Source organism: Streptomyces sp. NPDC050439 (genome assembly GCF_040655335.1).
Taxonomy (GTDB): Bacteria; Actinomycetota; Actinomycetes; order Streptomycetales; family Streptomycetaceae; genus Streptomyces.
This window is the reverse complement of record NZ_JBFAJT010000011.1, coordinates 47,915-68,132: the sequence shown is the minus strand read 5'-3', so window position 1 is coordinate 68,132 and position 20,218 is coordinate 47,915. Positions and strand designations below refer to the sequence as shown.

At 69.8% G+C, this 20,218-nt stretch carries 20 protein-coding genes; 6 read left to right on the top strand and 14 right to left on the bottom strand.

Features of this window, described 5'->3' with window-relative positions; genetic code table 11:
* The first annotated feature begins 44 nt into the window (after positions 1-44).
* On the top strand, positions 45-722 hold the full coding sequence (locus tag AB0I66_RS36875; RefSeq protein WP_363212431.1) for an N-acetylmuramoyl-L-alanine amidase: 678 nt from the start codon (positions 45-47) through the stop codon (positions 720-722).
* Positions 723-746: 24 nt separating this feature from the next.
* On the opposite strand, the gene AB0I66_RS36870 is transcribed toward AB0I66_RS36875, so the two are convergent.
* The 4 genes from AB0I66_RS36870 to AB0I66_RS36855 all read right to left on the bottom strand — a co-directional run bounded on the left by AB0I66_RS36870 (position 747) and on the right by AB0I66_RS36855 (position 4,016).
* The gene (locus AB0I66_RS36870; RefSeq protein ID WP_363212662.1) at positions 747-1,979 is read right to left on the bottom strand and encodes a cytochrome P450; all 1,233 of its coding nucleotides are present in this window, start codon (positions 1,977-1,979) and stop codon (positions 747-749) included.
* Positions 1,980-2,277: 298 nt separating this feature from the next.
* Positions 2,278-3,441: a cysteine desulfurase family protein gene (locus AB0I66_RS36865; protein WP_363212430.1), complete on the bottom strand. Its 1,164-nt coding sequence runs from the start codon at positions 3,439-3,441 to the stop codon at positions 2,278-2,280.
* A 48-nt stretch (positions 3,442-3,489) separates the two neighbouring features.
* Positions 3,490-3,708 (bottom strand): DUF4190 domain-containing protein, encoded by a 219-nt coding sequence (locus tag AB0I66_RS36860; RefSeq protein WP_363212661.1) that lies wholly within the window; start codon positions 3,706-3,708, stop codon positions 3,490-3,492.
* A 152-nt stretch (positions 3,709-3,860) separates the two neighbouring features.
* A complete protein-coding gene (locus AB0I66_RS36855) occupies positions 3,861-4,016 on the bottom strand; it encodes a hypothetical protein (RefSeq protein WP_363212429.1) in 156 nt (51 codons plus the stop codon).
* A gap of 129 nt (positions 4,017-4,145) precedes the next feature.
* Here AB0I66_RS36855 and AB0I66_RS36850 point away from each other — a divergent pair, with 129 nt between their 5' ends.
* On the top strand, positions 4,146-4,787 hold the full coding sequence (locus AB0I66_RS36850) for a TetR family transcriptional regulator (protein WP_363212428.1): 642 nt from the start codon (positions 4,146-4,148) through the stop codon (positions 4,785-4,787).
* A 70-nt stretch (positions 4,788-4,857) separates the two neighbouring features.
* Positions 4,858-5,700, top strand: coding sequence for an alpha/beta hydrolase (locus tag AB0I66_RS36845; protein WP_363212427.1), 843 nt, complete (start codon positions 4,858-4,860; stop codon positions 5,698-5,700).
* Here the strand turns inward: AB0I66_RS36845 and AB0I66_RS36840 are convergent.
* Positions 5,672-6,649, bottom strand: a complete 978-nt coding sequence (locus AB0I66_RS36840; RefSeq protein ID WP_363212426.1) for a YafY family protein — start codon at positions 6,647-6,649, stop codon at positions 5,672-5,674. The two genes, AB0I66_RS36845 and AB0I66_RS36840, sit on opposite strands and share 29 nt — an antisense overlap.
* Positions 6,650-6,701: 52 nt before the next feature.
* Between AB0I66_RS36840 and AB0I66_RS36835 the strand changes: the two genes are divergently transcribed.
* From AB0I66_RS36835 to AB0I66_RS36825, 3 genes are all read left to right on the top strand, one after another.
* Entirely contained in the window at positions 6,702-7,607 is a 906-nt protein-coding gene (locus AB0I66_RS36835; protein WP_363212425.1) for a LysR substrate-binding domain-containing protein, read from the top strand.
* An 89-nt stretch (positions 7,608-7,696) separates the two neighbouring features.
* A complete protein-coding gene (locus AB0I66_RS36830) occupies positions 7,697-8,266 on the top strand; it encodes a cysteine dioxygenase family protein (RefSeq protein WP_363212424.1) in 570 nt (189 codons plus the stop codon).
* Positions 8,266-9,312: a putative sulfate exporter family transporter gene (locus AB0I66_RS36825; protein ID WP_363212423.1), complete on the top strand. Its 1,047-nt coding sequence runs from the start codon at positions 8,266-8,268 to the stop codon at positions 9,310-9,312. The genes AB0I66_RS36830 and AB0I66_RS36825 overlap by 1 nt, the downstream gene beginning before the upstream one ends.
* A gap of 236 nt (positions 9,313-9,548) precedes the next feature.
* Here the strand turns inward: AB0I66_RS36825 and AB0I66_RS36820 are convergent, their stop codons facing one another.
* From AB0I66_RS36820 to AB0I66_RS36780, 9 genes are all read right to left on the bottom strand, one after another.
* Positions 9,549-10,418 (bottom strand): thioesterase family protein, encoded by an 870-nt coding sequence (locus AB0I66_RS36820; protein ID WP_363212422.1) that lies wholly within the window; start codon positions 10,416-10,418, stop codon positions 9,549-9,551.
* An 87-nt stretch (positions 10,419-10,505) separates the two neighbouring features.
* Complete coding sequence (locus AB0I66_RS36815; RefSeq protein ID WP_363212421.1) at positions 10,506-11,174, bottom strand: trimeric intracellular cation channel family protein; 669 nt, start codon at positions 11,172-11,174, stop codon at positions 10,506-10,508.
* Positions 11,175-11,219: 45 nt separating this feature from the next.
* Positions 11,220-12,611, bottom strand: coding sequence for a M1 family metallopeptidase (locus AB0I66_RS36810; RefSeq protein WP_363212420.1), 1,392 nt, complete (start codon positions 12,609-12,611; stop codon positions 11,220-11,222).
* A gap of 108 nt (positions 12,612-12,719) precedes the next feature.
* On the bottom strand, positions 12,720-13,916 hold the full coding sequence (locus tag AB0I66_RS36805; protein ID WP_363212660.1) for a dipeptide ABC transporter ATP-binding protein: 1,197 nt from the start codon (positions 13,914-13,916) through the stop codon (positions 12,720-12,722).
* Between the two features lie 35 nt (positions 13,917-13,951).
* Positions 13,952-15,049: an ABC transporter ATP-binding protein gene (locus AB0I66_RS36800; RefSeq protein WP_363212419.1), complete on the bottom strand. Its 1,098-nt coding sequence runs from the start codon at positions 15,047-15,049 to the stop codon at positions 13,952-13,954.
* A complete protein-coding gene (locus AB0I66_RS36795) occupies positions 15,046-16,047 on the bottom strand; it encodes an ABC transporter permease (protein ID WP_363212659.1) in 1,002 nt (333 codons plus the stop codon). Before AB0I66_RS36795 ends, AB0I66_RS36800 begins: the two co-directional genes overlap by 4 nt.
* A 122-nt stretch (positions 16,048-16,169) precedes the next feature.
* Entirely contained in the window at positions 16,170-17,939 is a 1,770-nt protein-coding gene (locus AB0I66_RS36790; RefSeq protein ID WP_363212418.1) for an ABC transporter substrate-binding protein, read from the bottom strand.
* Positions 17,940-18,040: 101 nt separating this feature from the next.
* Positions 18,041-19,045 carry an ABC transporter permease gene (locus AB0I66_RS36785; protein ID WP_363212417.1) on the bottom strand — a complete coding sequence of 335 codons (1,005 nt, stop codon included), beginning with the start codon at positions 19,043-19,045 and terminating at the stop codon, positions 18,041-18,043.
* Between the two features lie 353 nt (positions 19,046-19,398).
* Entirely contained in the window at positions 19,399-20,172 is a 774-nt protein-coding gene (locus AB0I66_RS36780; protein ID WP_363212416.1) for an enhanced serine sensitivity protein SseB C-terminal domain-containing protein, read from the bottom strand.
* Positions 20,173-20,218: the final 46 nt, after the last annotated feature.

Here is a 20,218-nt window from a genome sequence, read left to right as displayed (position 1 = left end):
GGCCCGCGGGAACCAGCCGCCCGTGAGTAAGCGTTGACGATCACATGGGGGAAGAACAGGACTCGACAGCGGAGCAGGGGCAGGGACGCCGGGGCGTCAACCGGCGGACGCTCCTGATCGGCGGCGCCGCGGCGGCCGTCGGCACGGCCGTGCTCGCGTCGGACGAGCTGGGGCGCCTGTGGTGGCGGATGCCCGGAGTGGTGAAGAAGCGCAAGGAGGGCGAGGTCGACGCCCGGGGCGCGCAGTGGATAGCGGCGTCCGACTACAACTGGCGACGCGCGGACCGCCCCGATGACTACGGCATCGACATGGTCGTCATCCACGTCGTCCAGGGCGGGTACGCGACGGCGCTGAAGGTGTTCAAGGACCCCGGCCACGGTGCGGCGGCCCATTACGTGGTGCGCAAGGACGGGCACGTCGCCCAGATGATCCGCGAGCTGGACGTGGCGTTCCACGCGGGGAACAAGAGCTACAACGAACGGAGCATCGGCATCGAGCACGAGGGCTTCGTCGACAAGAAGTCCTCGTTCACCGACGCGATGTACGAGTCGTCGGCGCGTCTGACGGCAGGCATATGTGAGCGGTACGACATCCCGGTGGACCGCGAGCACATCATCGGGCACGTGGAGGTGCCGGGCACGGATCACACGGACCCGGGGCCGCACTGGGACTGGGACCGGTATCTGAAGCTCGTCGGGAAGGCCCGCGCCGCCCTCAAGTGAGGTGCCGCCCTCAAGTGAGGTGACCTAGCGAAGGTGCACCGGCAGCGACTCCACCCCGTACACGATGGACAGCTTTCGGAAGGCGAGCTCCTCGGGGGCGACCGCGAGCCGCATCCCGGGGAAGCGCCGCACGAGGGCCGGGTAGGCGGCGCGCAGCTCCATGCGGGCCAGTTCGGCGCCGATGCAGCGGTGGATGCCGTAGCCGAAGGCGAGGTGGCCCGAGGCCTTGCGGTGCGGGTCGAAGCCGCCGCCGTCGGGGGTGTACTTGGCGTCGCGATTGCCGCCGCTCAGGGAGCACAGGACCAGGTCGCCCTTGGGTATGCACACCCCGGCCACCTCGATGTCCTCGCGGGCGAACCGCGGGAAGGCCACCTGCACGACGCTGAGGTAGCGCAGCGCCTCCTCGACGAAGGGCGCGGCCGCCCCGTCGTCGTCGCGCAGCCGCGCGGCGGTCTCCGGGTCCTGCAGGAGGAGCAGGGAGCCGAGGGCCACCATGCTCGCGGTCGTCTCGAAGCCGCCGGTGAGGACGCCGTCGGCGAGTCCGGCGAGCTCCTCGTCGCCGACCGTGTCGCCGTGCTCCTTCACGATCATGCCGAGCAGTCCGTCGCCCGGGTTCTCGCGCTGCTTCTTGACGACGTCCCGGAAGTAGGAGAGCGAGGCGGATATCGCGCCGAAGGGAGCGGTCGCGCCGCCGAAGAGGTCGAAGCGCTCCATGGCCAGCTGCTGGAAGTCGTGGCGGTCCTCGTAGGGCACGCCGAGCAGCTCGCAGATCGTCAGGGAGGGGATCGGCAGCGCGAAGGCCTGGACGAGGTCGACGGGCCCTTCCGCCGCCTCCATCGCGTCGAGCCGCTCCTCGACGATGGCCTCGATCCTGGGCGTGAGGCGGCGCAGCCTGCGCATCGTGAACTCGGGCGTGAGGATGCGGCGCAGATGCGTGTGGACCGGCGGGTCACTGAAGCCGAGGCCGCCGGGGTGGTGGTCGTCGACCACTCCGGCGTTGCCCGCGAGGTTCATGAAGTCGTTGCTGAAGCCGTCGGTCGCGCCGAGGACCGCCTTCACCTCGTCATAGCCGGTGACCACCCAGGCGTCCATGCCGAACGGCAGCGGCACCTTGGATATCGGCTGCTCCGCCTGGTGCTCGGTGAGCCTGGCGACCGGGTCGAGCCCGTCGCGGCGCATCGGCGCGAGCAGGGGCTCGGGCAGCTTCGAGATCGTGGAGGCGCTGATCCCGTTCCGCTGGATCCGCGAGAGGTACATGCGTCCGAGCCGCGCGGCGATGCGAGAGCGGAGGTTCGCCTTCAATGTGAACTCCAGGAGGGGTGGTCGTGCAGCCCCGAAGAGGGGGTTGTCGTGCGGCCCCGAACGCGCGGAGCGGACTCGCGAGCGGCAAGCATAGATCGGCGGTCTGTGGGCCTCGCCGCCCGCTCCCGTGCCTGTCCGGCCTATAGCGGCCGAAAACCGGCATCAACTCAGGGGGAGGTCGGCCCAGTCCGGCGTTAGCCTCATCACGCACTGCCGCACAGCGGGCAGGTCCCAAGGCGGGGGCACGTCCGGCTCAGCTCAGACCCGCCGTCCGCGCCCGTTCGACGGCCGGCCCGATCGCCCGGGCCACCGCGGCCACGTCCGCCCCGGTCGAGGTGTGCCCGAGGGAGAAGCGGAGCGTGCCGCGGGCCAGGTCCGGGTCGGTGCCGGTGGCGAGCAGGACGTGGCTCGGCTGGGCCACTCCCGCCGTGCAGGCCGAGCCGGTGGAGCATTCGATGCCCTGGGCGTCGAGCAGCAGCAGCAGGGAGTCGCCCTCGCAGCCGGGGAAGGTGAAGTGCGCGTTCGCGGGCAGCCGGTCGACCGGGTCGCCGCCCAGGATCGCGCCGGGGACCTCCGCGCGCACCGCGGTGATCAGGTCGTCCCGCAGGCCGCCGATCTCCCGGGCGAACCACTCGCGCTGCCCGGCGGCGTGCTGCCCCGCGACGGCGAACGCGGCGATCGCGGGCACGTCGAGCGTCCCGGAGCGCACATGACGCTCCTGCCCGCCGCCGTGCAGGACGGGCACGGGGCTGTACTCGCGGCCCAGGAGCAGCGCCCCGATGCCGTAGGGACCGCCGATCTTGTGCCCGGACACGGTCATCGCGGCGAGCCCGGACGCGCCGAAGTCGACGGGCAGCTGGCCGAAGGCCTGCACCGCGTCGGCGTGCAGCGGGATATCGAACTCCCCCGCCACGTCGGCCAGTTCACGGATCGGCTGAACGGTGCCGATCTCGTTGTTGGCCCACATGACGGTGGCGAGGGCGACGTCGTCGGGGTCGCGCTCGATCGCCTCGCGCAGCGCTTCGGGGTGCACGCGGCCGTACGCGTCGACGGGGAGGTACTCGACGGTGGCACCCTCGTGCTCGCCGAGCCAGTGCACGGCGTCGAGGACGGCGTGGTGCTCGACGGGGCTGGAAAGGACGCGGGTCCGCGCGGGGTCGGCGTCGCGCCGCGCCCAGTACAGGCCCTTCACGGCGAGGTTGTCGGCCTCGGTGCCGCCCGCGGTGAAGACGGTCTCGCTGGGGCGCGCGCCGAGTGACTCGGCGAGCGTCTCGCGGGCCTCCTCGACGGTACGTCGCGCCCGGCGCCCCGCCGCGTGCAGTGAGGAGGCGTTGCCGGTGACGGCGAGCTGGGCGGTCATCGCCGCGATCGCCTCCGGAAGCATCGGAGTGGTCGCTGCGTGGTCGAGGTAGGCCATGGTGGGCACGATTCTACGAGCCTCGCCGGGCCCCGCGTCCAAGCGGTGTCAGCCCGCGAGACCCCAGGACACGGTGTCGTCCATGGACATCAGCACGGCGAGGACGACGAGGTCGGCCACACCGAGCCCGAGTCCGAGCATCGCGCGGCCCTTTCGGCGGGTCCCGCGCCAGAGCGCGATGCTCGCGAGGACGATCGCGATCGGGCCGAGGAAGAGGTTCAGGACGAGCAGTCCGAGCAGCCCGAGGACGAACGAGGCGACGGCCATGCCGTCGGTGTCGCGCCGGCCCGTGGGGGTGGGGGCGGGGGCGGGAGAGGTGGAGTTGGCGTCGGAAGCGGCCTTGGGCCTGGTGGTGGTGAGTGCCATGGTGCGACTCCTTTCAGGGGCCGTGCGGATCGGTCGTGGATGCGGTGGCGTGCTCAGAAGTGGCGGCGCGAGCGCCGCTCGCGGACCGCGAACACCATGAGCCAGACGCCGATCACGACGGCGGCCACGAGGCTGACGGGGAGCGGCGCGTGGGCCACGGAGCCCATCGCGACACCGAGCAGCAGGAGGGCGGCGACGAGGAACAGCATGGGATGCCTCTCGTGTGAGGTCTCGACCGAAGCTTTCGGTGAACGCTTGTGGTGACAACTGTTCACTGAGTTAGAGAGTACCTCCCTTCCGGCTTTCCAATCCCGGAGAACAGTTGTTAACTGCATGGCATGAGTCACACTCTCGGCATCCGGCAGGCCCAGAAGCAGAAAACCCGGCAGGCACTCCTCGACGCGGCGCTCCAGCTCCTCGAGGAGCAGAGCCTGAGCAGCCTGGGACTGCGCGAGGTCACCCGCGCCGTGGGCGTGGCCCCCACCGCCTTCTACCGGCACTTCCGCGACATGGCCGACCTGGGTGTGGCACTGGTCGAGGAGGCGCTGAGCAGCCTGCACACCACGCTCGTCTCGCTCCTCGCGGCGACCGGCGACAGCGACGGGGACGATGACGGCGAGGAACGCATCGCCGCCACGGTCGAGTTGATCGTCGCCTATGTGCGCACCCATCCCGCGCACGTCCGCTTCATCGCACGCGAGCAGCACGGCGGCGTGCAGGCCGTGCGCTCCGCGATAGGCGACCAACTCGCCCTGTTCGCCGAGGAGGTGAAGGCGCAGTTCGCCCTGGAGCCCGCGTCCGCGGGCTGGGACGACGACGATCTCCTGATGCTGGCCAGGATGTACGTCGACCACATGGTGATGACCGCGTCCGCGCTTCTGGAGGCGGCGCCCGGCACCGAGGAACGGGTGGCGGCCGGCGCGCGCAGGCAGCTGCGCCTGGTCTCGCTCGGGCGGCGCCACTGGCTGGACGAGCAGTGATCTGAGCGCCTGACACGGCCATCGGCCGGGACCCTCGACACCCCCGTAAGGAGCTACTAGCCTTACGGTCATGACGACCGATCGCGACTGGACACTCGACCAGACCTTCGCGGGACCGACCGGTGCCGTCCGCTGGACCGCCGTCGGCCCCGCGGACGCACCGCCCGTCGTCCTGGTCCACGGCACCCCGTTCTCCTCTTACGTCTGGCGGGGCGTGGCCCGCGCGCTCTCCCGGGAGCACCGCGTGTACGTATGGGACCTGCCGGGCTACGGCGCCTCCGAGATGCGCTCCGGACAGGACGTGTCCCTGGCCGCGCAGGCCCGCGTCCTCACCGAGCTCCTCGCGCACTGGGGTCTCGACCGGCCGGCGGTCGTGGCCCACGACTTCGGCGGGTGCATCACCCTGCGCGCCCACCTCCTGCACGGCGCCCGCTACGAACGTCTCGCGGTCGTCGACCCGGTGGCCCTCGCCCCCTGGGGCTCCCCCACCTACCGCCTGCTCGGCGCGCACGCCGATGTCTTCGCCCAGCTGCCGCCCGCCCTGCACGAGGCACTCGTGCGCGAGTACGTCGGTTCGGCGAGCCACCGCGGCCTGCACCCGGCGGTCCTCGACCGCCTGGTCGAGCCCTGGTGCACCGAGGAGGGCAGGCCCGCGTTCTACCGGCAGATCGAGCAGAACGACCAGCGGTACACGGATGAAGTCCAGGGACGCTACGGGGAGTTGGACCTGCCCGTCCTCATCTGCTGGGGCACGGACGACACCTGGATCCCGGTGGAGCGCGGCCACGAGCTCGCCAAGCTGATCCCCGGCGCCGAGCTGCGGCTGATCGAGGGCGCGGGACATCTCGTGCAGGAGGACGCGCCCGCCGAGCTCACCGGCGAGCTCAGCCGGTTCCTGCGTACAGGCCGCTGACGGCGGCGGCGGCGCCCGCCAGCTCGGCGCGGACCTCGGGCGGCGACAGGACTTCCACACTGGCGGCGAACGGGAGCAGCGTGCGGGCGTCACCTACGTCGCCGAACCCGAGCCGGACGGTGATCCACTCGCTCTCCCCGTCGTCCTCGGGAGGCGCGCTCAGGAACTGCCCCTTGAGGCGCAGGAACTGGGCGTAACGCTCCCGCGCGACCCGTGCCGTCACGTCGACGCCGACCGGCCGGTCCTCGACCTGGCGCTTCAGGACGCCCCAGACATCGGCCAGTTCGACGCCGGGTCTGTGCCGGACGGCCTGGTCCGTGAGGGTCGCGGCCTGCACGCGGTCGGCACGGAAGAGCCGCGGGGTGCCGCGCCGGTCGGCGACCAGATACCAGACGCCCGCCTTGGAGACGAGGCCGTACGGATCCACCGTGTAGGCGCTCGGCTCCGCGTCGCCGCTGTGCCGGTAGCGCAGCCGCAGCCGCCGGTCGCTGAAGACGGCGTCCTGCAGCACGTCGAGATCGACGGTCACCGCATCCGAGCCGCGGGGCCCCGGCATCCAGCGCGCCGAGTCGACGAGGATGCGCCGGCTGGTCAGCTCGGCGGCGGGGCGGTGCGGGGCGGGCAGCGCCGCCATGACCTTGCGCAGCGCGGAGCCGAGCGCCTCGTCGAGTCCGAGCGCGGCGTGCGCGCCCTGCGCGGCCAGGATGAACAGCGCGCGTGACTCGTCCGCCGTGAGCCCCGTGACGTCCGTACGGAAGCCGGGCAGGAGCGCGATGCCGCCGTGCCGCCCGCGCTCCGCGTAGACCGGGACGCCGGAGGTGGAGAGCGCCTCGATGTCGCGGTAGATGGTGCGTACGGAGACTTCGAGGCGGTCGGCGAGTTCATGGGCGGGGACCTGCCCGCGGGTCTGGAGCAGCAGCAGGATCGAGAGCAGCCGGTCGGATTTCACGCGGTCAAGGATGGCCTGTCGGCCCTCCGCGGATCATGCTTATGATTCAGGCGTGTTCGATTCCCGGCACATCAGGTCATTCCATGAAGTGGTCCGGACCGGCTCCTACTCCGCCGCCGCCCGCTCGCTCGGCTATACGCAGCCCGCGATCACCCAGCAGATGAAGGCGCTCGAACGGTCCGTCGGCACGGTCCTGTTCACCCGCGTAGGCCGCAGGATGCGGCTGACCGAGGCGGGCGAGGCGCTGTCCCGGCACGCGGGGATCATCCTCGGCAACATCGACGCCGCCCAGCAGCAGATGGACGCGATCACGGGCCTGCGCACCGGCCGCGTCCGCATCTGCGCCTTCCCCAGCGCCAACGCCACCCTCATCCCCGAGGCGCTGTCCCGGCTCGCGGCGAGCCACCCCGGGGTGCGGGTCGAACTCCAGGAGAACGAACCGCCCGAGTCGCTCCAGCGCCTGGTGGACGGCGACTGCGACATCACCCTGGCCTTCCACTACCCCGGGCTGCACGAGGACGTGCCGGACGAGGTGGTGGAGATCCCGCTGATGGAGGACCAGTTGACGGTCCTCATGCCGTCCCGGCACCCGCTGGCCCGGCGCCGTTCCGTCCGGCTCGTCGACCTGGCGGGCGAGCGCTGGATCGCGGGCTGCCTGCGCTGCCGTGCCAACTTCCTGCACGAGTGCGCCGAGCAGGGCTTCACGCCCGACATCGCCTTCACCACGGACGACAACCTCGTCATCCAGAGCCTGGTCGCCGAGGGGCTCGGCATCGCGATGATGCCGGGGCTCGTCCTCGACTTCCTGCGCCACCGCCAGGTGACGGGCCGGGCCCTCGACCCGGCGTCGCGGCGGCAGGTCTCGGCGTACGCGCTGCGGGAGCATCTGCGGATTCCGGCGACGGCGCTGGCGCTCGACGAGCTGAAGGCGGTCGCGGCGAACCGCGTGGGCTGCTGAGGCGGGCCCCCCTACCCATAAGCAAAAGTTGGGGAGTGGCTTAGAAACTGTCGTTGGACGTGATGGAAGGGCGGCAGGACGCTGCCCCTATGAGTGCCTCCACCACCGCGTACCGAGCGGCCCGCACCACCGGGCGTCTTGACGCCCTCGTCTCCGGCGTACGCGAGGCCGTCGGCCGGGGGCTTCCGCCGGATCTGACGGCGTACCTGGTCGGCGAACGGCTCGCGCCGCACCTGGGCGCCACCGATCTCCTCACCGACGAGCAACGCTCCGGCGATCCCGAGCGCTACCGGCAGCATCTGCTGCACGCCGAGCACGACGGCAGCTTCTCGGTGGTCGGCATCGTCTGGCTGCCGGGCCAGCACACGCCGGTCCACGACCACGTGTCGTGGTGCGTCACCGGCGTACACGAGGGCGCGGAACACGAGCGGCGCTACCGCCTCGTCCCTGCGTCGGCCGACACCCCTGCCCGGCTCGTCGCCACCGAGGACCTGGTCAACCGGCAGGGCACGGTATGCGGTTTCGCGCCGCCCGGTGACATCCACCGGGTCTGGAACGGCGGTACGGGGAAGGCGGTCTCGCTTCACGTCTACGGCGCGGACATCTCCCGTCTGGGCACCAGCGTGCGCCGGGTGTACGAACTGCCGGCCGACCGCTGATGGCGCTCCTGGGACAGCGTCAGCAGATCTCCCCGGCCGCGCCTCTCGGGCCCCGCCCGCTGCCGGGGCTCGCCCTGGCCGCGCTCGGTGTCGTGGCGGCCTGGGCGATCCACGCCCTGGCCCCGGCCGTGCCGATGCTGACGGCGGCGGTGGTGCTCGGCCTCGCGGCGGCGCACGTGCCGGGTCTGCGCGCGGTCGTACGAGGCCCCGGCAAGGCGGGGCTCTCCTTCGCCGGGAAGCGGCTGATGCGGCTCGGCATCGTGCTGCTCGGCCTGAAGCTGAGCCTGGACGATGTCCTCGGCCTCGGCTGGGCGACGGTGTTGATGGTGCTCGGGGTGGTGGCGGCGACGTTCTTCGGGACGTGGTGGCTCGGCCGCCGGATGGGGCTGCCCGGCGACCAGCCCCTTCTGATCGCCACCGGGTACTCGATATGCGGGGCGTCCGCGATCGGCGCGATCAGTGAGGCGAGCGAGAGCGAGGAGCGGGACGCGGCGGTCTCGGTGGCGCTCGTGACGCTGTGCGGGACGCTCGCCATCGCCGTACTGCCGCTGTTGCAGGGGCCTTTGGGGCTGAGCGACGCGGAGTTCGGCCGGTGGGTCGGGGCGGGTGTGCATGACGTGGGGCAGGTGGTGGCCACCGCGCAGACGGCCGGGCCCGGCGCGCTGGGGGATGCGGTGCTGGTGAAGCTGATGCGGGTGGCGATGCTTGCGCCGCTGGTGGCGGGGGTGGCGTTCGCCCTGCGGGCGCGGGCCGCCGCTGCTTCGGGTGGGGCGGCCGGCCGTCGACGTCCGCCGCTGCTGCCGCTGTTCGTGGCGGGGTTCCTGGTGATGGTCGCGGTGCGCAGTACGGGGTGGGTGCCGGGGCCGCTCCTGGATGCGGCGGGCCACGTCCAGGAACTCCTGCTGGCTGCGGCCTTGTTCGGCCTCGGCTCGGCGGTGGACCTGCCGTCGCTCACCCGGACGGGCGGGCGGGTGGCGGCGCTTGGGCTGTGTGCGTGGGTGGTGGTGGCGGGGGTTTCTTACGGGGGCGTGCGGCTGGTGGGGTAAGGGATTTGTCCCCAACCCCGCCCCTTCCCAAAAACTCGCTCTGGCGCGAGGGCCTTGCGTGCCTTCATCACCGGCTTCGCCGAGTTCGTCCTCAAACGCCGGACGGGCTGAGATTTCCCGCCGGTCCGGACACGTCTTTCAGCCCCTCCGGCGTTTGAGGAGCGGGGTCTGGGGCGGAGCCCCAGGTTCGGGAAAGGGTGGGATTGGGGAAAGCCCCGCAGGGAACCGCCCGGGCCTCAGCCCAACCGCACCCGCGCCAGCTGTCGCGACTGGGCCACCAGGCGGTCCGCGGAGTCCCAGACCTCCGCGTCCTCCTCCAGGAAGCCCCCCGCCAGGTTGCGCGTGGTGATCGAGACCCGGAGAGGGCCCGGCGCCGGCCTCGCCCGGACGTGGACCGTGAGTTCAACCGTCGGCACCCAGCCGGAAATGCCCAGCTCAAAGGCAGTCGGCGGCAACGCGTCCACCGCGAGCAGCAGCGACAGCGGATCCGCGTCGCGGCCGTCCGCGAGGCCGAACCAGGCGCGCATCTCCCCCTTGCCGGAGGGCTGGCCGAGGGCCCACCCCAGGGTGGAGGGGTCCAGCTTCAGGAAGAGCCGGTCACTGATCGCGGAACTGCCGGGCACCGGCCGGTGGTCCGGAGCGTCCTGGGGCCCGAAGCACTGCTCAAGCGGCGGCAGCGCCGGCGGCTTGGCCGTCGTACGGACGTCGTCGGGAAGGCCCGCCAGATCTCCGTACGACGCGAGCACCCGGATGCGTTCGACCTCGCGCCCCTCTTCGTCGTACTGGAAGAGCGAGGCCTGCCCGGTCGACAGGGTCCGCCCGGCGCGTGCCGTGTCCGTGCGGATCACGGCGGGCCCCGGGTGGGACGCCGTCAGGTAGTGCGCGGAGACGGTGAAGGGGTCCGAGTGCGGCAGGGCGTCGGCCAGCGCGCGGCCGAGGACCGCGAGGAGATAGCCGCCGTTGACGGCGTTGATGATCGTCCAGCCCGCGGAGAGATCGATGTCGTAGACACCGGGCTCCCGCCGGGTGACCGCGGTGTCGCGGTCGAACTCGCTGTCGCCGATGCGCGCGGGCACCGCTGCCGGTATGGATGCTGCCTCTGCCATGCCAGCAACGTACAACATCTCATTACTGAGCGGTAGCTTATTCTGCCGGGCCCGCTCGCCGCTCCCCCCACTAGCTCGCTCCCCCCACTAGCCCGCTTCCTCCACCTCGACCGCGGTGGAACGCCGGTGCCAGGCCCGGGGCGCCCGCCAGTGGTAGCGCAGCGCGAGCAGCCGCAGGACGAAGGCCGTGATCACGGCGAGGGTGCTGGTGAAGGCGTTCAGCATGTCGTAGTTGATGAAGAGCGCGACCATCGCGGACCCGACGATCGCGGGCACGGCGTACAGGTCGCGGTCCCAGCGCACCAGCGAGGGCACCTCGTTGGCGATCATGTCGCGCAGCACGCCGCCGCCCACCGCGGTGGCGAGCCCCAGGGCCGCCGACGCGGTCAGGCCGAGGCCGTAGTCGTACGCCTTGGTCGTGCCGGTGACACAGAAGAGGCCCAGGCCCGCCGCGTCGAAGACGTTCACCGCGAGCTGAGTGCGCTCCACCTCCGGGTGCAGGAAGAACACCAGGGCGGCCGCGAACAGCGGCGTGATGAAGTAACCGAGGTCGACGAAGGCGGCGGGCGGCACCGCCCCGATGACCACGTCACGGATGAGTCCTCCGCCAAGGGCGGTGACCTCGGCGAGCACGGCGATGCCGAAGACGTCGAAGTTCTTGCGTACGGCGAGCAGGGCGCCGGAGATCGCGAAGACGAAGATCCCGACGATGTCGAGCGCGTGCTGGACGGAGGGACTGAACAGATCCTGGATCACGCGACATTCTTACCTGCCCGCCGCGGCGGTCCCGGCAAGGGGCGGTTACAGGGCGGGCTTGCCCTTCGTGAACAGCCACGTCTCGAACAGCGAGTCGAGCTGCTTGCCCGAGATCTTCTCGGCGAGCCGGATGAACTCGGCGGTCGTGGCGTTGCTGTAGCGCTGCTGCGCGGCCCAGGCCGGGAGCAGCTTGAAGAACGCCTTGTCACCGATGCGCTCGCGCAGGACCTGGAGCGTCATGGCGCCGCGCTGGTAGACGGCGGAGGCGAACATCGTGTCGCGCTGCGGATCGCCGACGACTGTCTGCCAGAAGGGCGCGTCGGCGGGGCGTGAGTTGTAGCCGGCGAGGAAGGCCTCGCGGGCGGTCTGGGTGCCCTTGTGCTCGCTCCACAGCCACTGCGAGTAGGTCGCGAAGCCTTCGTTGAGCCAGATGTCGTTCCACTTCTCGGGTGTGACGGAGTCGCCGAACCACTGGTGGGCGAGCTCGTGGGCGATGGTCGACTCGCTGCGGATCGCGGAGTAGACCGGCTTGGTCTGCGTCTCCAGGGAGAAGCCCGCCTGCGGCATGTCGTCGACGATCGCGCCGGTCTCCTCGAAGGGGTAGGGGCCGAAGACCTTCGACCAGTAGTCGGTGACCTCGGCCGTGACGCCGTACACGTCGACGTTGTTGCTGTTCTCCAGGACCGGGTCGATGGCGACGTAGATCGGGGTGCCGCCCGGGGTCCTGCCCTTCTTCACGTCGAACTTGCCGATGGTCGCGGTCGCGAGGTACGTCGCCATGGGCTTGGACTCGCGCCAGTGGGCGACGGTCTGGCCGCCCTTGGTGTACGTGTCGACGAGCCGACCGTTGGAGACGCCGGTCAGGCCCTTGGGGGCCTTGATGCGGATGTCGAAGGCGGCCTTGTCCGAGGGGTGGTCGCTGGCGGGGAACCAGGTCGAGGCCGCGTTGGGCTCGCAGGCGACGAAGACGCCGTCGGTGGTCTTCATCCAGCCGTAGTCGGAGCCGAAGACGATGGGACCGCTCAGCGGCTCGGGCACGCCGCCGTAGGTGACGGTCACGGTGAACGTCTTGTGCTTGCGCAGGTGGTCGCGGGGGCTGATGCGGATCTCGTCGCCGTCGCGGGTGAACTTCGCGCGTCTGCCGTTCACCTCGATCTTCGTCACCTCCAGCTTCTGGAGGTCGAGGTCGAAGGAGGAGAGGTTCTGGGTGGCGCGCGCGGTGATCGTGGTGCGGCCGTCGAGGCGGTCGGTGTCGGGGTTGTACGCCAGGTCGAGGCCGTAGTGGCGTACGTCGAACCCGCCGTTGCCGAGCAGCGGGAAGTACGGGTCGCCGACGCCGGGCGAGCCGGGGTGCGGGGCGGGTGCGGCGGCGATCAAGCAGAAGGAGGCGGCGGCGGTGGCCAGTGCCCCCAGACGTGCCGAACGGGAGAGTGCCATGAGTCATCCCTTCGCGCGTGTTCCGGTGAGACGGACACGCAGACTCTGCACTCTCCCGTATGGGCGTGTACATGACCTGGTGACTGATTTTTACCAAGTCATCAGGCGCTACTTGTCAGTTGACCCCTGACCCTCGGACTCCGCTTCCGGGGTGTCCTTCGCGACGGTCTTCTTCGGGGCCGCGGCCTCCTCGGCCGTCTCCTCCGCCTTGCTCACCACGGACACCACCTCGATCGCCTCGGTGGCGACCTGCAGCAGCTTCGTGTCGCCCGGCTGCTGGTCCTCGGCGTTCTCCGGGTGGTGGCACGCCACCTGGTGACCGGAGGCGAGGGGGATCAGCGGCGGCTCGGTCTTCGCGCAGATCTCCGTGGCCTTCCAGCAGCGCGTGTGGAAACGGCAGCCGGTGGGCGGGTCGATCGGCGAGGGGACGTCACCGCGCAGCAGGATGCGCTCGCTCTTGACGCCGCGCCGCTTGGGGTCGGGCACGGGCACCGCGGAGAGCAGCGCCTTGGTGTACGGGTGCATCGGCGTGGAGTAGAGGTCCTTGCGGTCCGCCAGCTCCACGATCTTGCCGAGGTACATCACCGCGATGCGGTCCGAGACGTGCCGGATGACCGAGAGGTCGTGCGCGATGATCACGTACGTGAGACCGAGCTCGTCCTGCAGGTCGTCCAGGAGGTTGACCACCTGCGCCTGGATGGAGACGTCCAGGGCGGAGACGGGCTCGTCGGCCACGACCAGCTTCGGCCGCAGGGCGAGCGCACGCGCGATGCCGATGCGCTGGCGCTGGCCGCCGGAGAACTCGTGCGGGTAGCGGTTGTAGTGCTCGGGGCTGAGCCCCACCCGCTCCAGCATCTCCTGCACGTGCTTCTTCAGGCCGCCCTCGGGCTTGACGCCCTGCAGCTTGAACGGCGCACCGACGATCGTGCCGATGGTGTGCCGCGGGTTCAGCGACGAGTACGGGTCCTGGAAGATCATCTGCACGTCGCGGCGCAGCGGCCGCATCTTGCCGGTGCCCAGGTGCGTGATGTCCACGCCCTCGAACTCCACGCGGCCCGCGGTCGGTTCGAGCAGACGGGTGATCAGGCGGCCCATCGTCGACTTGCCGCAGCCCGACTCGCCCACGACGCCCAGCGTCTCACCGGGGCGCACGTCGAAGCTGAGTCCGTCGACGGCCTGGACGGCCGCCACCTGGCGCTTCAGCAGCCCCTTCTTGATGGGGAAGTGCTTCACCAGGCCGTCGACCTTGAGCAGCGGCTCGACCGAGCTCTCCTGCCGCGTCTCCTTCTGCGCCGGGATCGTCATCTCCTGGCCCTTCGCCTGGTCTTTCGTGTCGTCTTTCACAGCTTCGGCGCAATCTCTTCGGTCCAGATCCGGGTGCGCTCGTCCTGCGACATGTGGCAGGCGGTGAAGTGCCCGGGCTCGACCTCACGCAGGTCGGGGCGCTCACGGCGGGTGATCTGGTCCTTGGGGATGTCGGCGTACGGGCAGCGCGGGTTGAAGGCGCAGCCCGTAGGCAGGTTGATCAGGCTGGGCGGGGAGCCCTTGACCGGCACGAGACGGTCCATCTCCTCGCGGTCGATGCGCGGCATCGACCCCAACAGGCCCCAGGTGTACGGGTGCTGGGGCTCGTAGAAGACCTTCTCCGCGGTGCCGCGCTCGACGCAGCGCCCGCCGTACATCACGAGCAGCTCGTCCGCCATCTCGGCGACCACGCCCAGGTCGTGCGTGATCATGATGACCGCGGAGCCGAACTCCTTCTGCAGGTCGCGGATGAGGTCGAGGATCTGCGCCTGGACGGTGACGTCGAGGGCGGTCGTCGGCTCGTCCGCGATGAGCAGCTCGGGGTTGTTCACCAGGGCCATCGCGATCATGGCGCGCTGGCGCATGCCGCCCGAGAACTCGTGCGGGTAGCTGTCGACCCGCTTGTCCGGCTGGGGGATGCCCACCCGGTCGAGCATCTCGATGGCGCGCTTGCGGGCGACCTTCTTGTCCACCTTGTGGTGGACGCGGTACGCCTCGGTGATCTGCTGCCCGATGGAGTAGTACGGGTGCAGCGCGGACAGCGGATCCTGGAAGATCATCGCCATTTCGCGGCCGCGCAGCTTGCGGACCTCGTTCGGGTCCGCGCTGAGCAGCTCCGTGCCGTTCAGCCAGATCTCGCCGGACAGCTGCGGCTTGCGGCTGCCGTACTGCCCGGCGGTGTGCAGGCCGAGGATGCCCAGCGAGGTGACCGACTTGCCGGAGCCGGACTCGCCGACGATGCCGAGGGTCTTGCCCTTCTCCAGCTTGAAGCTGAGCCCGTCGACGGACTTGACCAGGCCGTCGTCGGTCGGGAAGTGCACCTTGAGGTCGCGCACCTCGAGGAAGGCGGTGGGAGCGACCGAATCGGCGACGGGTTCTCCGACCGCCGCTCCGGTCTTGTGCAGTTCGGTCATCCCAGCCTCACTCGCGGGTCGATGACGGCGTACAGAAGGTCGACGACGAGGTTGGCGAGGGCGATCGCGAGCGATGCGCACAAGGTGACGCCGAGGATCACCGGCAGGTCCTTGTTGCTGATGGCCTTGACCGCCTCGAGGCCGAGCCCCGGCAGGTTGAAGGTGGACTCGGTGAGCACGGCGCCGCCGAGGAGCACACCGAGGTCGAGGCCGAAGACGGTGAGGATCGGCGTCATGGCGGAGCGCAGCGCGTGCCGCCTGATGACGACGGACTCGCCGAGCCCCTTGGCGCGCGCGGTGCGGATGTAGTCCTCACCGAGCACTTCCAGCATGGTGGCGCGGGTGAGTCGCGCGTACATGGCGGCGTTCAGGAACGCCAGCACGATCCACGGAAGGATCAGCGTCTCGAACCAGATGTTGATCGGGTCTTCCGTGGTGAGGGTGTCCTCGATCTCCACCCAGCCGAGGGTGTGGACGAAGAGCCCCATCGCGATCATGCCGGTGAAGAAGATCGGCAGCGAGACGCCGGCGAGGGCGGTGATCATCGCCGTGCGGTCCCAGATGGTGCCGCGCTTGAGCGCGGAGAGCACACCGGTGGCGACACCGGCGACCAGCCACAGCACACACGCGCCGGCGGCGAGCGCGGCGGTGACGGGCAGGGCGTCCTTGAGGGTCTCCCAGACGGGCGCCTCGGTACGGAACGAGTACCCGAAGCAGGGGGCGGGACAGTGCGTCACGTCGGCCCCGTTGGCGTAGTCACGCCCCATCGGGATGCCCTTGACGAAGTCCCAGAACTGGACGAGCAGAGGGTCGTCGAGACCCAGTTTGATCCGGATGCCCGCGAGCTGCTCGGCACCGGACGACTTCCCGGCGAAGAGGACGGCGATGTCCTGTCCCGCCCACTTGGGCAGCATGAAGAAGACGGTGAAGGTCGCGAGCAGTACGACCAGCACCATGACGACGACGGCGATCAGGCGCCGGATGAGATAAGCAAGCACTGTGCGCGGCCCGGCGGCGGCCGGGGCCCCCTTGTGAGGGGCCCCGGCCACCGCCCGAGGCCATCACCTGCCCTTCGGACTGGCGGGATTCGGCGGTGGGACTGCCTTGTTGCGGGCGGGGACTACTTCTTGTCGTTCACACCGAGCGACACGTAGTCGTAGCGACCGCTGTACGCGGCGGACGAGTAGACGTTGGTCGCCCGCGAGGAACGCCAGCTGATGTTCTTCTCGTAGATGAAGGGCATCCAGTAGGCCTTGTCGACGATCTCGTGGGCCAGGTCGGTGTAGATCTGACCGGCCTTGTCGGGGTCGACGGTGCCGATCGCGTCGTCGAAGAACTTGTCGATCTTCGGCTCGTCGATCTGCGACTCGTTGTAGTTGCCGTTCTCGTTGATGAAACGGCTGTCGAACAGCGGCTGGGCGTAGCCCTGGCCGGTCGGGAAGTCAGGACCCCAGCCCGCCATCGTCATGCCGATGCCGCGCTTCTTCACGACCGAGGGGGAACCGGTGATGCTGGAGGAGTCGGCGCCGTCGATCTGGTCGACATCGGCGTTGATGTTGACCTTCTTCAGCTGCTCCTGGAGCGCCGTGGCGGCGTCCACCTCGCCCGGCTGGTTGGTGCGCGCCGAGATCTTGGTCGAGAAGCCGTCCGGCTTGCCGCACTTCTTGAGCTCGGCCTTCGCCTTGGCGGCGTCCGGCTTGCCCTTGCGCTCCTTGATGCCGTACGGGTCGTAGTCGTCGTGACCCTTGATCGACTTCGGGAAGACGTTGGTGGCGATCTCACCGGCGGCGACCTCGCCACCACGGGTCTTCTGCAGGCTCGCGAAGTCCGTGGCGTAGAAGACGGCCTTGCGGCAGGCCTCGTTGTCGAACGGCTTCGTCTTGGTCACCAGGGCGACGTAACGGACGAAGTCCGTCTGCATGTTGTCGACGTTGCCCTTGTGGTCCTGAATGGCGGTGGTACGACCCGACTGGGTCATGCCCGTGCCATTCATGTCGATGTCGTAGTCGCCTTCCATCAGGCGCTTGTCGTTCTCTTCAAGGTTCGCCGAGATGGTGACCTGGATCTTGTCCGGCAGCGCGGGACGGACCGGGTCGGACGACTTCTTCCAGTTCTTGTTGCGGACCAGCGTGATGCTCTTGCCCGCGCTGTAGTTCTGGAACTTGTACGGGCCGGAGGAGAACGGGCGCTGGGTGTACTTGGCGCCGGTGTCCTCGGACTGCTTCACCGGGGTGCCCGACGGCATCGCGAGCATCTGCTCGAAGTCGCCGTTCTTCTTGGGCAGCTTGAAGATGATGGTGTTGTCGTCCGGCGTCTCGATCGCCTTCAGACCGAGCTTGTCCTTCGACTTGTCCTCGTAGGGGCCCTTGTACTCGCCCTTGGGGTCAAGCGTGGACTTCAGGTAACCGGGGCCACCGGTGATGACCTTGGTCGCCCAGATGCGCTCGATGCCGTACTTGATGTCCTTGGAGGTCAGCTTCGAGCCGTCCTCCCAGGTGAGACCGTCACGCAGCTTGTACGTGTAGGTCTTGCCGTCCGAGCTGATCTTCGCCGTGTCCTCGGCGAGGTCCGGGACGAGCTTGTTGGACGCGGCACCCGGCTTGGTGTCGTACGTGATCAGCGTGCGGGTGTAGAACCGCATGAAGTCCCACGTCATGCCGTAGTAGGCACGCTGCGGGTCGGCCGAGTCCAGGTCCTGCTTGGCGATGAACTTGAGCGTTCCGCCCGTCTTCTTCGACGCGTTCGCGACCTTGCCGATGGCGGCGTTGTAGCCGGCGCCCTTGCTGTCGTCGTCGTCGCTGCCGCCGCCGCACGCCGTGGTGGTCACCAGCGCCGCCACGACGAGGGCCGCGCCTGCGGTCAACCGTCGTTTAGAGGAACCTGTGGGCATTTCTCGCATCCTCCGAGATTCGCGGTCCTTGGCTTTGACTGCCTTGGAACCATGGGAAGAGCCACCTGACGCTGCGGCAGGGGCAAGCCATTTGGAGCTGTTCAACGAGTTCCCTTGGGGTCCAGGGCATCGCGCAGCCCGTCACCGAAGAGGTTGAAGGCAAGCACGGTCACGAAGATCGCCAGGCCGGGGAAGACCATGAACATCGGATCGTGCTCGTACGTCGCCAGGGCGTCCCGGAGCATGCCGCCCCAGGAGGCGGTCGGCGGACGTACACCTGCGCCGAGGAAGCTGAGGGCCGCTTCGGTGAGGATGTTGGTGGGGATCATGAGCGTCGCGTACACGGTGATCGGCGCGATCAGGTTCGGCAGCAACTCACGGAAGAGGATGTGCCGTTGGCCGCCGCCGAGGCTGCGGGCCGCTTCCACGTACTCGCGTTCGCGCAGGCTGAGGGTCTGACCTCGGACGATGCGCCCGACGTAGGGCCAGCCGAAGAAGCCGATCACCAGGATCAGCACGGCGATGCGGACGCCGCTGCCGGTGAGACCGAGCAGGTCGTCGGGGAGGACCGAGACCAGGGAGATCACGAAGAGCAGCTGCGGGAAGGCGAGCAGCACGTCCATGACCCGGCTGATCAGCGCGTCGACCCAGCCGCCGAAGTAACCGGCGATGATGCCGAAGAACGTGCCGAGCACCACGGCCACCACAGCGGCGAGGAACGCCACCAGGAGCGAGATGCGGGCTCCGTAGACGATGCGGCTGAAGACGTCGCGGCCCTTGTTGGGCTCCACTCCGAAGAGGAAGTCCCAACTCATCCCGCCGAACGCGCCCTTGGGCAGGTTCGTCAGGTCTTCCAGCTCATCCTGATGGAACTCGTTGGGCGGGTGGCCCAGCAGGGAGACGATCAGGGGTGCGAAGACGGCGACGAAGACCAGGACGAGCACGGTGATGCCGCCGGCCAGCGCGACCTTGTCCCGCTTCAGGCGGTTCCAGGCGATCTGCTTGAGGGACCGCCCCTCGACCTTCCTCACCCCTGCATCAGCTGCGGGAGCGACGTCCGCCGTCGGGTCCGCGTCCGCAGGTGTGTCATGCAATGGTGCCGTCATCGTGGCAGGGACCCCTCTCAACCGGTGGTGACCGGCCCGCACTTGCCGCTGTAGCGACGTGATCAGTCCGTCGTACACAGGGGCGAAGCGCCCCACTTGCGGGAGTCTTCATCGGGGTTGCGATCTGTTACCAGCCTTGTCGGGGAAAGGATGCTCAACCGTGATGCTGTTCGAGGTGTTCCGTTATCCGGACGCAGGTGAACGAGGGGCGAACACGGGGCAGTTGGGTCGCAAGGCGCCACGGGGGCCCATAGCCCCCCTCCGCCATCAGAACGGACATCCTGACAGTCGGGGCAGGTATACGAGCCGCGGTGGCCGGTTCCAGGCCCTGCCGGGGCGGGTCGCGGTCCGCCTCAGTACTGCGCGGGGTAGCCGTAACCGCCCGCGGGCGCCGGGGCGGGCTGGGCCTCGCGGTCGTAGAACGGGCGGGCGTTGGCGCGCAGCCACATGGCCACCGGGTCGTACCCGTCGGACATCGCGACCGTCGACACGGGCAGGCCGTCGGGGACCGCGGCGATCGACTGCTGCATCATCGTGCGCACCCCGTCGACCGACGCCGGGGCGGTGTCGTACACATCGAGGCCGATGGCCAGATACGGGGCGCCGAGCGCGGGCTGCACCCAGGCGCGGCGCAGCGAGCGGACCGCGGGCGTGCGGTGGGCGTTCTGCGTGAGCAGGGCGTAGAACTGGGGGATCTCGATGGCCGGCTCGGTGAGCCTGAGCGGCCCCGCGGGCAGCAGGTCGAGGCCCGACGCGATGCGCCGCAGGTCGAGCCAGGGGATGCCGACACCGCCGCCGGGCGCGTGCGGGTTGAGCCAGAGGCCGTAGTGGTCGGGGAAGAGGGTGCGGGAGATGTCGAGGCCGCCCACCACCTCGTACGAACGGTTCCAGCCGCTGGCGGAGAGCTCCTGGGCCGAGGTCACGCACGGCGCGTAACCGAGTCCCTCGACCTCCATGTTCCCGTACTGCGCGTCGGGGGATCCGGCCTGGCCGTGCCAGAGCAGCATCCACACCTGGTCGGCGGCGAGCGCCCGCAGGAGCGCCTCGTAGGCGTCATAGCGCCCCGGCGTCACCTGGCGCAGCATGTGCTCGACCTGCCCGGCCGCAGCCGTGCCCGACGCACTCACCCTTAACCGCCCCTTCGCGATGACCCGCTGACCCGGTGGAACTCCG